This window comes from Flavobacterium sp. TC780 (assembly GCF_056783245.1).
The window spans coordinates 1-14,959 of the sequence record NZ_JBXBAV010000121.1; the positions used below are offsets into that span (position 1 = coordinate 1).

Genomic DNA, 14,959 nt, shown 5'->3' on the forward strand with positions numbered 1-14,959 from the left:
CACGTATTGCTAAGGTTAATACATGCTCCTGTTGTTAGGGAGGCAGCACCTACGGAAAGTAACAGTTTAATATTGGCTGATGAGACGGGTTTTTTTAATAGTGAGAAAGGTTCTCAATTTTCGGTTAAAGGTGTTTGGTATCCTCAGAATATTAGCAGAAACTCCAAAGAGAGTAAATTGAGATCTGCTAGCTTTACCCATTCCCACGATATAAATCAGTATTTATCTAGCTTTAAAATATATCATTTCCATGATACGAGCGATACATCACCTCTTAGAACACCTGCTGATATAAATGATAATATTGCATTAAGAGAAGATGGGGCAAATCTTGGAGCATTCTTGTATTTACTACAGGAAGATACGAGAAGCATTTTAAAAGAATTGAATATGTCGTTAAGTCAGTTGCTCCGTACTTTGAAAGATTTCAATTACAGCCAGACAGATTAAATGAGAACAGAATTAATTTAGAGTGGATGGAATCAACAGTCCTGCCGACATTCTATTTAATGCATCGCATTTTTCTGATGGGACATTACGTTTTATTGCTTTGGCGACTTTGTTGATGCAACCTAATATGCCACAAGTAATAATCATTGACGAACCTGAACTTGGGTTACATCCTGTTGCAATAAATACTCTTCCAGGACTAATAAAGAAAGCATCTGCAAAAAGTCAAATCATTATATCAACACAGTCAGTAATCTCCTAGGCAATTTTGAACCTGAGAATATAATTACTGTTAAGACAAGTGGACGGGCAATCTGTTTTTAGCAGGTTAGAAAAAGAAAATTTAGAAGGCTGGCTATCCGATTTAATTGGGAGATCTTAGGCTGAAGAACATAATTAAAGGACAGCCATATTAAATGAAAAGAGTACACATTATAGTTGAGGGTCAAACGGAAGTTAGAGTTTTTTATTCGATCTTAGTGCCATACATTCAATCTAAAGTTGAAGATGTATATATTGAAATTACACCTATCAAACATTCTGGAGGCGGTATTGTCAAATATTCGAAATTGCTTCCGGAACTTAGGAACCATCTTTCTGATAGAGAAAAAATTGTTACTACATTCTTTGATTATTACGGTCTTTTGGAAAAACACAATTATCCGAAGTACAAAGAACAAAAATTGATCAAACGAACTCAAAAGTTGGTGTTGTATTAATGGAGGATGGACTTAAAGAAGATTTGGCTTCGCAAAATAGTACAAAAAATTTTATTCCCTATATACAGTTACACGAATTTGAAGCACTCCTTTTTTTTCTTCTGATGAAGGTTTCGAATTTCAATATGATAATCCGAGAATACTTCGAGATTTAAAAGCAATTTCTCCCCGCTATCAACCCCGGAAGATATTAATGACAGTCCTGTTACAGCACCATCAAAAAGGATAATCGGAATTTTAGAGAAGCAAGGCGAAAAGTATGAAAAAGTTATTGACGGAGATGCCATTTCAATTATGGTTGGAATTGAAGCTATGATGGATAAATGTCCAAGATTCAGGGCATGGGTTGAAACTCTCATATTAAAAATACTTGCGTAAACAATAAAATGCATCTATTAATTCAGAGATAAATAAGTCCTCAGAAATGAGGGCTTTTTTTATGAAATAAATAACGGGATTTTTTATTAGGAAAATATGGGAACTAAATCTACATTCGTATTATAGAAAAATGCAACTGGACGTTCTTATATAGAGATTTTTTTACAAGGGGCTGTCTTGTATAAAAAAAGTTTACAGAACCCTATAAGTATAAGTACAATGGCAAGGAACTGCAAGACGAGCTGGGGCTTGGGATGTATGACTACGGAGCTAGATTTTATGATCCAGCAAGAGCAGGTTGGACTACAATAGATCCTTTGGCAGAAAAAATGAGAAGATGGTCGCCATATAATTATGCTTTTGATAATCCGATGAGATTTATAGATCCTGATGGGATGGGACCAAATGATGTAATTGTTACTGGCGCTTTAGCTAGTAAGGCTGTTGAACAGCTTAATGCTTCTTCTAGTCTTAAAATAACAAGAGATGAGACAACTGGAAAACTTTCAGCTACAGGAACTGCAAACAGTAAGTCTGATAAAATGCTTTTAGAAGCAATTAATAGCGATAAAGTCACTGTGAATTTAGAGGCAACAAGTGATAATTCAAATGATGCAGGTTATATTTTTGGAGATCAATTTGGAGGTAATACGAAAACTGGCGACTGTACAACAGCTACACAGGTTATGAATCCAAATCAAGCAGAGAAAATTGAAGCATTCGGTAATCTTCCAGCAGGTGCAGTTGCAAAACATGCAACTCTAGAGGCATATTCAGGAGCGGTAAACTCTCCAAATGCTCCGCAGGGGATTCTGCAGACTATGAAAAAGCGCATAATGCAGTTAATAATACAATTTATCCAGAGGGAAGCACTGCTGGTATAGGAGCAACAACAGATGTTTCAAATGTTAATACAAAAACAATGACTGGTACAGTGACTGTAAGTGCTGTTAAAAGAGAAGGAAATAAAAATGTAAAACAAGCTATTTATGAAGAAAAAAATCAACCTCTTAGTACAAGAATAACTTTTTTAGTCTAATTATTTTATTGCTTTGTACAACTGTTATGTATTCGCAAGATTGTAATAAGTACAAAGTAGAGAAAAATAGATTCAACACAAAATAATTATTTAGTTTATCTAAAAGCTAGTAAGCCACTACTTCTAGTTTCACCAAAAGTGAGTGCACCAAACAAAGATTCTAAAAAAATTATTATTAGTAATAAATATGAATTTTGTATCTATGAAAACACTTTAAATAAAGGAATTCCCAAGAATATGTCTCCAAGTATATCTATTGATGGAGAAACAATTTGGAAAACGGGCGATAAACATAGGGTTGCTTTTACTAAACAGTTAGCAGGCTTATATTATCTGGGTTTAAAAGAATAAAAATTAGTACTTATAAAAAAGTATTTAAAAAAATTGAGAAGGATGAGCGGTTGCTCATCCTTTTTATATTTATATTGCTGTTAATTAGAAAAACATCTAATTTATAGTTAAATGCAATACCATATGACAGAACCAACTAAGCGTGATTTTTACGAATACTTAAACAATAATGATTCAATTGATCTTGAGCTTATTATTAATTTTGATGTCGTTATCGATCAATCGATTGTAAATTGGGAATACAGAGAATTTAAGAACACAATCTTTAAAGAGAAAGTAATTATTAAAAATGTTCAAATAAATTCTGGATTTCTGTTTGCTAACTGTAAGTTTGAAAAAGGAATAGTATTTCATAATGTAAAGTCAGGCGCTGAAGACATTGCTTTTAATTGGAGTATAGCATTTAAAAACTGTCATTCTAAATTTATTGTTTTCGAAAAAGATTGTAATCTCCCACGAAGAATTCTGATAAGTGATGAATGCGATATTGAGAGTGTAAGTGTAAGTGAAACAGTAATAGTTAATGGTGGTTTTAACATTCATGCATCAACAATTTCATATTTACATATTATTAGATCACAGTTTAATTTAAATTTACAAAGAACCACAATTCAAAAAGAAGTTAGAATTGAATCTTTAATTGGAGATATTGGTCTTTTGTCAAATGAATTTAATAAGGACATAGCATTCTGGAATATTGAGTGTCCATTCAGTTTTTCATCAAATAAGAATATTTTTAAAGAGGAATTTGCAATAAGTGCTTCTAGAATCAAGAAGCTGACTTTATTTGGAGACCATTTTTATAAAAAGGAGAATTAGAAAATAGAGATTTAACGGGGAATAAATTAGAAGCATATATCAAAGAAATATACATCTCAGAAACAAATTTTACCCAAGGTTTTGATTTTAATGGTTTAGGTGAAAAATTGGACAGACTTGAAATAAAAAGTAATCCTGAATTAAAAGGAGTACTCAAATTCGTAGGTTGGATAGTAGACACTACTTTAATTACAGGAGTAAACCAAAATTTAAAATTACTTTTTAAAAGAATATCTTTCCGCTGGTTTATTATTAATGATTTTACAAATTACAGCGACGTTAGTTTTGATAAATGTAATGGATATGACGGTAGTACTTTGAACCTAGCAGATTGTGATTTAGGAAGTACAAAATTCAATGAATTTGATTTTAATAGTTTTACAGCATTAAAATTTGATAATGTAACTTTAGATAAAATTAAGCCAACCAATAATAAGTGGTTTGCAGATAATAAACTTATAATCGAAGTTGCAGAGCAGTCTGAAGAAGATCGATTCAAAAGGAAGCGGGAAATATACAGACAATTGAAACAGGCTTTGAAGAACAATGGAAATCAGATTGACAGTCTTTTTTTTCAAGCTCGAGAAATGGAATCCTACAGAAATGAACTCAGACAGTCTAAAAATTACAGTTTGAGTGATAAAATAATTATGACATTTAGCAGGTTTAATGATTATGGTCTAAATTGGATAAAACCGGTAATAATAGTTTTCTTTCTAACATTATTCGTGTATGTTATAATCCTTGCCGGCATATCGGATAAAATTCTATTTTCATTTTCATGTGATCCTTATGATATTAAAAATACATTTGAGGTCTTCATGAGGAATTTTAAAACATTTTGGAATTTATTTAATCCTGTCAGAAGAACGGATTTAACTTATGGTGAGACAATTCAAACAGATTGGATTTATTTTATTGATTTATTGCATCGTATATTTTTAGGAATTATGATTTTTCAAGTCATAAAGGCATTTAGAAAGCATGTATCGAATTAGATAATTTAAATCTACAGTATGAATATTGATTCAATTATGAAAACATTTCGTGTCAAAATTAGGCAGAGTTCCAAAAAGATTACTTAAAATTTTTCATCAAGGCCTCTAAATATTTTGCGTTATATTCTTCTTTAAAATCCAGCCAAAATGGTAATGTATCAGATGTGTTGGTGGTTAATTATTGCATCTAACATTTACAGAAAATCAGATATTTATATTAATATCGCATAAAAATTAAAACAGCCTTTGGGCTGTTTTTTTATTTTATAATGCCTTAAATCGAAAAAAATGGGGTCAAACCAGACTAAGTGTTACAGATGTGTTGGTGACATTCGAAATATGATAAAGTATGGAAAGACAAAGTCTGGTAATCAAAGATATATTTGCAGAGCATGCGGCAAAACTAGAGTTGAAAATTATGCATATCTGGCTTATAAAGGAGATATAAACCAAAATATCATTCAATTAACCAAAGAGGGTTTGGGAATAAGAAGCACAGCAAGAATATTAAATATTTCTACTACAACATTATTGAAAAGGATTGTTTCTATTGCAAGAAGTATTTCCAAGCCAATTATCAGCAAAGGCAAAACTTATGAAGTCGATGAGCTGTGTACCTATATAAGACACAAGAAAAATTATATCTGGCTGGTTTATGCATTGGAAAAGAATTCTAAAACAGTTGTGAGTTTTAATGTTGGAAAACGAACCAATAAAACTCTGAACCGTGTTCTGGAAACTTTAAAATTATCTGACGCTAAAAAGATATTTACGGACAGATTAAAAAATTACAGGTATCTGATTGATGAGAAAATGCATTCTATTAAACGTTTCGGAACAAATCATATTGAAAGAAAAAATTTGACACTCAGAACTCATTTAAAAAGATTAAACAGACGAACAATCTGCTTCAGTAAAAGCCTGGTTATTTTTATAGCTGTCTTAAAAATTTACTTTTGGATTTGAGTAATAAAATAGTAAGTTTATCCTTTAAAAACATGTTCTTTTAAAATTTTGTATTTAATGGATAAAAACTTACAAAAATAACCTCAAACCGTTATAAGTATAAGTACAACGGGAAGGAATTACAAGATGACTTAAAACTAAATGTTTATGATTATAAATCTAGGTTTTATGCTCCAGATGTACCTAGATTTTGGCAAATCGATGAGAAATCTGAAAAATTTCCAGACCAGTCTCCGTATAGCTATGTAAGGAATAATCCACTTCGTTATACCAACCCTGATGGGCGTGAACCTTTTGATCACATATTTGATGCTCGTGGTAATTTTATACGAGATACAAAAGTTGGAAATGCTGTAAAAGTTCAAATTGGGAATCAACTATATAATCCTTCTCAATTGGATAATTCTAGAGGCTCAAGAAACACTATAAGTAAAATTGGAGCTTATTATGCTGGAAAAATTGGTGCAGATGCAGGTACTAAAGTGACTACAGGTATAGGAAACCAAAAGTTCTAGCAAAAATCCTGCTTATACAACAGGAACAGCTATTTCTATAAATGTTAATGATGGGGCTAGCAAAAGTTTGAATGATATATCCAACTTTAAAAGTGTTATGAAACACGAAAATAACCATAAAGAAGACAACCAAAATCCTAAATTTTCAGGAAATACTTTATCAACTCATGCTGATGTATATCTAAATCAAATGAGTGACAGTAATTTTAGTTCGACTACTTCTGATTTTAAGATAGGTACTGCTGCTTCATTTGGGAACTATTTGTTAAATATGGATCAGAGTACAGACTTTGGACAGGGCAGTATTCTGTCAAAAATGGATGTATTTAATCAAAGTAATACAGGCGGATTACAATTACAACGGCAAGGAGATAATTTTGGTAATTTTACAAAAGGGACATTAAGTTTAGAAGTTCAATACAAAGGCAACACTTATCCAATAAAATATGAAAAAATCAATGAATAAAATAGTAATTATATTATCCTTCAGCATTATGTTTTCTTGTAATAAAAAAAATGAACTGAAAACTATTTTTATAGCCAAACAAAATGAATATTGGCAATATAAAGATGATTGTCAAAGTTATGGGGTTTATTTTAAATTCAATGAAAAAGGCGATTACGATAAATACAATAGGTTTATTAATGACGGTTTTGAATTATTCAACAATGATGGCGATTTAATAAGTGGTCCAAGATCTTGGAGTATAAAAAATGATTCTACATTTGTTTGGAATAATGAAGATTATAAAATTGAAAAATGTAATACTAAACAAATAATATTATCTTATTATCATTATAAAGAAAAAAATAAAAAATGCAAAATAATCCTTAATAAGGTAATAGATAAATAAGTAAAAAAGCCCCAACGCTGGCGCAAGCGTCTCGCTTGCGCCTTAAGCAGATTCTATCGTCTATATTTACAACACAACAGAAATATTCAACAAAAGCAAAGGGTATAATTAATCCCTTTATTAATAAAACCGTAAAAAATAAATAAAATGAAATGTTTGGTACTAATGATTAGCATTTTTGTATTTACATCTTGTTATAATGATGTACAACATGTTCAAATTCACGGTACAATTACAAATAGTTTATCTAAAAAACCGATTGAAAATGTGAAGGTATCAATTATTTGCTGGAATTACGGTAAAACCCCCGATGGTAGTTATACTGGTAAAGATTCAGTAATCGTTAATACAAATAAAGATGGACATTATAAATCTAATTTTAAAAAAGGGGCTTTTGTAGAAATAAAAGCACATAATAATGGATATAAGACTGGTTTTGAATCAGATGAGATAACAGATAATCAAGTTGTCATTAATTTAGATTTAATACCGAATCAGTAATGTTCTAGATTAGTTTTTTTTTGGAATAGTGATGAACTACCTCAAAGAGAATGTGTATTTAAAGGTTTAGAATAAAATAGAAATGACCATCAGGTCATTTCTATTTTAAAAGCCTTAAAAAAGAATTTTTATTATAACTTCGTATATCTAAAATAGGTAATTATAAATTGAATCAATGGTACCTCGAATTAGTAAAAAAAAGACTTGGTGATAAATTTAATCCCAATTTTATTAAAGATTTAACAATAATCGATATTGATACATTAATTTACTGGTCCCAACGCTGGCGCAAGCGTCTCGCTTGTGTCTTAAGCAAATTGTATCGTCTATATTTACAACGCAACTGGGCAAAAACTAGAGAAAATTGTAACTGATAATGGAGTTGTAACTCAAACTAGGTATTTGGGAGGATTCCAGTATAAAGATAATGCGTTACAATTTTTCCCAACTGCTGAAGGTTATGTAAACAATACTCCTGTAAATGGGGCAAACAGTTACAATTATGTATTTAATTATACCGATCATTTAGGAAATGTACGTGTGAGCTACGAAAAGAATGCTCTAAATGTTCTTGAAATTATCGAAGAGAATAATTATTATCCTTTTGGTTTACTGCATGAAAGATATAATTCGCAAATTGTAGGACTTGGAAATGAAGAAGCTCAGAAGTATAAATACAACGGAAAGGAGTTGCAAGACGAGTTACAGCTCAATGTTTACGACTATGGAGCAAGGAATTATGACCCTGCTTTAGGACGTTGGATGAATATTGACCCTCTATCAGAAAAGTATACTAATATCAGTCCTTATATCTATGTAGCTAATAATCCAATTATTAATATTGATCCTGATGGGAAAGAAATAATTTTTGTAGTTAGAGGACAAAATGGAGGAAAAGACCAAGCTTTGACTTATAGAAAAGGTAACTTTTATCACAATGATACAGGTAAAAGATATAATCCAGGCAAAGAAAGTTTAAGCCCTACTATGTACAAGGTTTTATCTACATACAGAAAAATAGAAAGTTCTAAAGATAATAAACTTAAAACAGTATTACATCATCTTGAAAAAAGCAAACTCAAGCACTATGTAGAAGATGGTGCAAAAGTTGGAGAAGATAGTCACGTTGAGCCTTATGGTGTGCCAACAGGTCCTGATAAAAATGACCCTATAGGAACAAGAACATACTATAATTTTTCTGAAGAAGAATCCAAAAATTTTGAAGAAACAGAAGGTGTTCCTGATTCTGTAGAAGCTACAGTTACACACGAAATGAGACATCAATATGACCATGACATTGGTAATATGGGAGATAATAGTGAAACTAACGATGAAAATGATCCTGCTGAAATTAGAGCCGTATTCTTTGAAAATCTTATGAGGAAAACTTTGAAACAATTAGAGAGAAAACAATATGGAGAACCTATTGAACCTAAAAAATTAAAAAATCCACCAAATAATATATTTAAATAAATGAAAAACATATTGTATGTTCTTTTATTATTAATAACATCTTGTAATCAGAAACAAGAAATAATAAAAGAAAAATATATCGATAATCTATCTGAAGGAACCTATAAAATGCCTTCCAAATATGGAGGGTTAACACTTTTTGTATTATCAGATGACGGAGATATAATTGTAACAAATTCGGATTATTTAAACTATGTATATGAAAAACACTATTTACATAGGAACAATACATATAAGGATTTTTTAATAAAAGTATTAAATAACAAAAATAAAATTAAAAAAGAAGAGTTTGATAATATTCCTTTTAGAAGCTTTAAAATTGATACCACAGTTGAAAAAAAATATCAAGAACATTCATTTGATAACTTTATAGAAGAATATACGATAAAATCGAAGTCTACTAAAGAAAGAATGGAGTTGAATAGCAAAAACAAAAGTTATCAAGAGATTATGACAATAGCTTATTACTTCTATATTAATGGTTATCAAGTTCTAGAAAATGATTATTCTGCAAAATACAGTATTGTAAAAAGAGATAGAATTTTTGAAATTAAATAAACTCGATGACTCGGATACTTTAGTAATGGGAGCTGTAACCCCACGCTGGCGCAAGCGTCTCGCTTGTGCCTTAAGCGATTCTATTGAGTACATTTACAATATAGTTTAGCAAAAACTAGAGAAAATTGTAACTGATAATGGAGCTGTAACTCAGACCATGTATTTAGGAGGATTTCAGTATAAGTATAGCGAAAATGAAAACAATCAAGAGGAAGAAGAACTTCCAGCGATTGATGATCCGCAAGAACCTACAGAACCACCACTTGATAGTACAGATCCTGTTTATCCCAAAGATCCGCCAATGGAGGAAAATAGTCATGCATCGAGAAAACTGCCTATAAATAGAGCATCCTCGTCTACGGTTATGTTACAGTTTTTTCCAACAGCAGAAGGGTATTTTGATAATATAAACCAAAAATATGTTTACCAATACAAAGATCATTTAGGTAACATAAGATTGAGTTATGCCAAAAATAAAACAACAAACGTTCTTGAAATTCTTGAAGAAAATAATTATTATCCTTTTGGTTTAAAACACGAGGGGTATAATACAGATAATAAACAGCCCAATTATAAGTATAAGTACAACGGAAAGGAGCTCCAAGACGAGCTGGGGCTTAACCTTTACGACTATGGGGCACGTAATTATGACCCTGCATTAGGACGTTGGATGAATATAGACCCGCTAGCGGAACAAATGAGAAGGTGGTCACCGTATAATTATGCATTTAATAATCCTATGAGGTTTATTGACCCTGATGGAATGGGACCAAATGATATCATAATTTGGGGTTCGGCATCATATAAACAAACTGCATTAAATGATTTACAAAAACTTACGAATGATAAGTTGACTATGTCGGAAGATGGTAAGGTTACTATTGAACAAAAAGGAGGTAGTAATGCCGATAAGACACTATCCGTTGGAACAGATTTAGTATCTAGTTTGATAGAATCATCTAAAACTACTACAATTGAACAGTCTTGGGGTGATAATGGTACAAAAGCAGATTCTGGCATGGATAGTCTTATTACTTCGAACGGCCCTGGACCAGGAACAGATTCAACTGTAAAATATAATCCAAGCGGAAAGGGTGAAAATATCGTTAATGCAGATGGAACAAAAGGTAGACTGCGATTTATTGGACTTGGGCATGAATTAGCTCATGCAAAAGAAAATGCTACAGGAACCCGCAGTGTAAAATTAGATCCTACAAAAGTTGATCCTGATGATGGAACAAAAGGAACATTGACCGAAAGCGAAATACAAGTTAGAGCGGTCGATTCTCAAATACGTAAGGAACAAGGAGTCGTTGAAAAGAAAACAACCTTATAATTAAAAAAATGAAAAATATTGTTTATTGCTTAATGATAATAACATTATCATCGTGTGGACGCTATATAAATAATAGTGAAAATAGAACAGATAAAGTTTTTATAAATTGGAATATCGCTACTGCTAATTCAATACAACTACAGGAAAAATCTATAAATGATGAATATCAGAAATCATTATATAAAAACAGATTAGAAGCTTTCAAATCATATATTGGTGTTGATGATTTAAACCAATACATCAAATAAAACTTCAATACGCTATAAGCTTATTGACAAGTATCTCAATGATTGGGGTAATAAATTTTATATTGTTGAAGCTAATGAATCAGGAGAAATAGCAACTAAAATATCCTTTATCATACTCCCAAGTGGCAGAGATACATCAAAAATTCTTAAATATACTTACGGAAATGGGAAATGGCAGAAAGCCGAAGAATATGCAGTAAGTTCCAGTTTTAAATTCGATGGAGCAAGTTATAATGCTAAATTTTGGGAAGGTAAAAATGAAAATGATATTACTGTTACTTTTATAGAAAACAACACTATTATAAGTTCTGATTTCTTTTAATTTTACTATGAAACAAATTGAAATTTTAAAAGATAAATAACAGCTGGTATTTCAAAGTCAGTGATGTACGATTTTATACTCTAATTTACTGAAAATAATAATAATCGAAAATAATTTAATAAAGGATGAGCATGCTCATCCTTTATGTTTTAATTTGGTAGTGTTTCAAAGTTAGTGATATGAGATTTTAGTTTTCTAACGTATTGAAATAGAATAAATATCAGTAAAAAGAATTTAAAGATGAGCACAATGCTTATCTTTTTTGTTTTAATATTGCCTTAAATATGCTAAAATGAGTAAAAGTCCGACATGGTGTTCAAGAGTTAGTGAGATGTAAAATTGCCCAAAATGTAATGAGGAAAAGGTTGTTAAAAATGGTATAGAAACAAAAAACAATAAACAGCAATACTATTGTAAAATATGCAATCATCGTTTTATAGAAAATTACACTTATCAAGACAATTCAGATATAAATAAAAGTATCATTCTATTAACCAAAGAAGGTTTAGGCATAAGAAGCACGGCAAGAATATTGAAAATTTCAACGACAACATTATTGAAAAGAATTGTGTCAATTGCCAGAAAAATTAATCAGCCCATTATAAGCAAAGGCAAAACTTATGAAGTTGATGAAATGTGCACGTATATCAGACACAAGAAAAATTATATATGGTTAGTTTATGCTCTGGAAAGAACTCTAAAAATGTGGTGAGTTTTAATATTGGAAAACGAACTAATAAAACGCTGAATCGTGTTTTGGAAACTCTCAAATTATCTGACGCTAAAAGATATTGACGGACAGACTTAAAAACTATAGGTATCTGATTGATGAGAAAGTGCATTCTATCAAACGTTTCGGAACAAATCATATTGAAAGGAAGAATCTGAACACTGAGACTTATCCCGAAAAGACTCAACCGCAGGACAATTTGTTTCAGTAAAAGTTTGGTTATTTTTACTGCTGGTTTTGAAGATTTATTTTTGGATTTGAGCAATAAAACAGTAAGTTTATCCTTTAAAATCATGTTCTTAAAAAATTTGTATTTTAAACAGGTAAAACCTTGTAAAAATAGTTGCAAACCCTTATAAGTATAAGTACAACGGAAAAGAACTGCAAGACGAGCTGGGGCTTAATATGACAGCGATGGATTACCGCCAATATGATAGTGCAATTGGACGATTCGTTGGAATGGATACACTTTGAGTTTACACATTCAATAACTCCTTATAGGTTTGCATTAAATAATCCAATTGATTTCAAATCCCTCAGGATTAAGTGAATTTGAAAACAAAAATGAAGGTTTAACAATTTGTCCAACATGCCCAAATACACCTGAATTTAAGCCTTTAATTGATGATCCGAACAATATCTATGTATATGATGCTAACACAAAGACTGCTACCCAAGCTGTTCCACTTGATGAAGTTGTCGTGCAAGGGAAATCTAAATCTAGTGCAAATTCAAGTACTGATTATCACGATATATCAATGTTGTTTAGAAAATACTCTGGTTACGCGATGACTATTCAAAAACCTTTAGGTATTGCCTTTGAACAAGGAACTAGGTACGCATCGCAATTGTATCCGGGAAACACTTCAAACGTTGTTTATAAAACATTAGGAGGAAGAATTGAAGTACCTTTAGGTAATTACAATACTGCGACAATTGGAAAAATATCCAAAACATTAAAAATAGCAGGTAAAACTTTAGGTGTAGTAGCGGTAGTAGCTGGTGGCGTTAGTATTTATAATGACGGTCTTAACATTTCAAATGGATTAGACACCTCGATGGCGCTTCTAGCCCTTTCTCCAACAGGAGTAGGACAAGCAATTGCAGGACATATTTCTTATGTAATTCGATTTCGCAATTAACTACAGGTAAAGATATAGGACAACATATACAAGAACAAATAGATGGAGAATAAAAAAATATATTTTATTGATGTGGTTTACTATAATTGCTATGCATTTTATAGAAGATATGAAAAGGATTTAAATGAGTTTTCAGGACAAGCGCTTACTTCGGTATGTCTTATCATTAAATTTAGTAACTATTATAATTTTAATTCAAGAAATATTTAAATTATCTTTTTTTGAAAATAAATGGAATACACTATTTGTGTCATTGCCTGTATTATTATTAGTTATTATTAGTATATAATAAATATATAAATATTGAGGAAATAGAAGTATTTCACTTAACAATAAAGAGCGATATTTAGTTAAGAAATTAAATTTTATTGCTGGTATTTATGTGATAATTTCAATATTTGGTTTTCTTTTTTTAATGATAATTTTAGGGAGAGCTGAATAATCCACCACCATTTTGGAGTAATTGGTTTAGTTAAGTCTATTAATGAATAGTAGTATTTCAGATTAGGTGTTTATAAAATGGTATTGTTGAGCACCTTTCGGATTCAACTTTAAAGTTTCATTTGATTAATTCAAATGAAAAGGAATTTGGTAATGTATCAGATGTGTTGGTGGTTAAATATTTCATCTGACATTTACAGAAAATCAGATATTTATATTAATATCGCATAAAAATTAAAACAGCCTTTGGGCTGTTTTTTTATTTTATAATGCCTTAAATCGAAAAAAATGGGGTCAAACCAGACTAAGTGTTACAGATGTGTTGGTGACATTCGAAATATGATAAAGTATGGAAGACAAAGTCTGGTAATCAAAGATATATTTGCAGAGCATGCGACAAAACTAGAGTTGAAAATTATGCATATCTGGCTTATAAAGGAGATATAAACCAAAATATCATTCAATTAACCAAAGAGGGTTTGGAAAGAAAAAGCACAGCAAGAATATTAAATATTTCTACTACAACATTATTGAAAAGGATTGTTTCTATTGCAAGAAGTATTTCCAAGCCAATTATCAGCAAAGGCAAAACTTATGAAGTCGATGAGCTGTGTACCTATAAGACACAAGAAAAATTATATCTGGCTGGTTTATGCATTGGAAAAGAATTCTAAAACAGTTGTGAGTTTTAATGTTGGAAAACGAACCAATAAAACTCTGAACCGTGTTCTGGAAACTTTAAAATTATCGTGACGTAAAAAGATATTTACGGACAGATTAAAAAATTACAGGTATCTGATTGATGAGAAAATGCATTCTATTAAACGTTTCGGAACAAATCATATTGAAAGAAAAATTTTGACACTCAGAACTCATTTAAAAAGATTAAACAGACGAACAATCTGCTTCAAGAAAAGCTCGTTATTTTTATAGCTGTCTTAAAAATTTACTTTTGGATTTGAGTAATAAAATAGTAAGTTTATCCTTTAAAAACATGTTCTTTTAAAATTTTGTATTTAATGGATAAAAACTTACAAAAATAACCTCAAACCGTTATAAGTATAAGTACAACGGGAAGGAGGTGCTGCCTCCCTAACAACAGGAGCATGTATTAACCTT

Annotated in this window: 15 protein-coding genes and 6 pseudogenes; all 21 read left to right on the forward strand. The window is 30.8% G+C overall.

The genetic code is table 11. The features are described 5' to 3' along the window. Positions 1-450: pseudogene (locus AC1RYN_RS13220) on the forward strand (hypothetical protein); the annotation flags it as partial. 22 nt (positions 451-472) lie between these two features. Beyond that, positions 473-712: an AAA family ATPase gene (locus AC1RYN_RS13225; RefSeq protein WP_481807342.1), complete on the forward strand. Its 240-nt coding sequence runs from the start codon at positions 473-475 to the stop codon at positions 710-712. A 154-nt stretch (positions 713-866) separates the two neighbouring features. Further along, the gene (locus AC1RYN_RS13230; RefSeq protein WP_481807343.1) at positions 867-1,169 is read left to right on the forward strand and encodes a DUF4276 family protein; all 303 of its coding nucleotides are present in this window, start codon (positions 867-869) and stop codon (positions 1,167-1,169) included. 189 nt (positions 1,170-1,358) lie between these two features. After that, positions 1,359-1,547 (forward strand): DUF4276 family protein, encoded by a 189-nt coding sequence (locus AC1RYN_RS13235; RefSeq protein ID WP_481807354.1) that lies wholly within the window; start codon positions 1,359-1,361, stop codon positions 1,545-1,547. A 203-nt stretch (positions 1,548-1,750) separates the two neighbouring features. Continuing rightward, a pseudogene (locus AC1RYN_RS13240) lies at positions 1,751-1,951 on the forward strand (RHS repeat domain-containing protein); the annotation flags it as partial. Positions 1,952-2,724: 773 nt separating this feature from the next. Continuing rightward, the gene (locus AC1RYN_RS13245) at positions 2,725-2,937 is read left to right on the forward strand and encodes a hypothetical protein (protein ID WP_481807344.1); all 213 of its coding nucleotides are present in this window, start codon (positions 2,725-2,727) and stop codon (positions 2,935-2,937) included. 123 nt (positions 2,938-3,060) lie between these two features. Further along, positions 3,061-3,756, forward strand: a complete 696-nt coding sequence (locus AC1RYN_RS13250) for a hypothetical protein (protein ID WP_481807345.1) — start codon at positions 3,061-3,063, stop codon at positions 3,754-3,756. 107 nt (positions 3,757-3,863) lie between these two features. Then, a complete protein-coding gene (locus tag AC1RYN_RS13255; protein WP_481807346.1) occupies positions 3,864-4,754 on the forward strand; it encodes a hypothetical protein in 891 nt (296 codons plus the stop codon). Between the two features lie 288 nt (positions 4,755-5,042). Beyond that, entirely contained in the window at positions 5,043-5,720 is a 678-nt protein-coding gene (locus AC1RYN_RS13260; RefSeq protein ID WP_481807347.1) for an IS1 family transposase, read from the forward strand. 77 nt (positions 5,721-5,797) lie between these two features. After that, a pseudogene (locus AC1RYN_RS13265) lies at positions 5,798-5,992 on the forward strand (RHS repeat-associated core domain-containing protein); the annotation flags it as partial. Between the two features lie 280 nt (positions 5,993-6,272). After that, positions 6,273-6,701: a hypothetical protein gene (locus AC1RYN_RS13270; protein WP_481807355.1), complete on the forward strand. Its 429-nt coding sequence runs from the start codon at positions 6,273-6,275 to the stop codon at positions 6,699-6,701. Continuing rightward, positions 6,694-7,089 carry a hypothetical protein gene (locus AC1RYN_RS13275; RefSeq protein ID WP_481807348.1) on the forward strand — a complete coding sequence of 132 codons (396 nt, stop codon included), beginning with the start codon at positions 6,694-6,696 and terminating at the stop codon, positions 7,087-7,089. The genes AC1RYN_RS13270 and AC1RYN_RS13275 overlap by 8 nt, the downstream gene beginning before the upstream one ends. A 147-nt stretch (positions 7,090-7,236) precedes the next feature. Further along, positions 7,237-7,590, forward strand: a complete 354-nt coding sequence (locus AC1RYN_RS13280) for a hypothetical protein (protein ID WP_481807349.1) — start codon at positions 7,237-7,239, stop codon at positions 7,588-7,590. A gap of 402 nt (positions 7,591-7,992) precedes the next feature. Continuing rightward, on the forward strand, positions 7,993-9,063 hold the full coding sequence (locus AC1RYN_RS13285; RefSeq protein WP_481807350.1) for an RHS repeat domain-containing protein: 1,071 nt from the start codon (positions 7,993-7,995) through the stop codon (positions 9,061-9,063). Then, positions 9,064-9,621 (forward strand): hypothetical protein, encoded by a 558-nt coding sequence (locus AC1RYN_RS13290; protein WP_481807351.1) that lies wholly within the window; start codon positions 9,064-9,066, stop codon positions 9,619-9,621. It begins immediately after the preceding gene. A 364-nt stretch (positions 9,622-9,985) separates the two neighbouring features. Continuing rightward, positions 9,986-10,387: pseudogene (locus tag AC1RYN_RS13295) on the forward strand (RHS repeat domain-containing protein); the annotation flags it as partial. Next, positions 10,361-10,957: a M91 family zinc metallopeptidase gene (locus AC1RYN_RS13300; RefSeq protein WP_481807356.1), complete on the forward strand. Its 597-nt coding sequence runs from the start codon at positions 10,361-10,363 to the stop codon at positions 10,955-10,957. The pseudogene AC1RYN_RS13295 and the gene AC1RYN_RS13300, both read left to right, overlap by 27 nt. Positions 10,958-10,965: 8 nt before the next feature. Then, the gene (locus AC1RYN_RS13305) at positions 10,966-11,205 is read left to right on the forward strand and encodes a hypothetical protein (RefSeq protein WP_481807352.1); all 240 of its coding nucleotides are present in this window, start codon (positions 10,966-10,968) and stop codon (positions 11,203-11,205) included. 701 nt (positions 11,206-11,906) lie between these two features. Next, positions 11,907-12,518: pseudogene (locus tag AC1RYN_RS13310) on the forward strand (IS1 family transposase). Between the two features lie 260 nt (positions 12,519-12,778). Then, positions 12,779-13,399: a hypothetical protein gene (locus AC1RYN_RS13315; protein ID WP_481807353.1), complete on the forward strand. Its 621-nt coding sequence runs from the start codon at positions 12,779-12,781 to the stop codon at positions 13,397-13,399. A 729-nt stretch (positions 13,400-14,128) separates the two neighbouring features. Further along, positions 14,129-14,802: pseudogene (locus AC1RYN_RS13320) on the forward strand (IS1 family transposase). Positions 14,803-14,959: the final 157 nt, after the last annotated feature.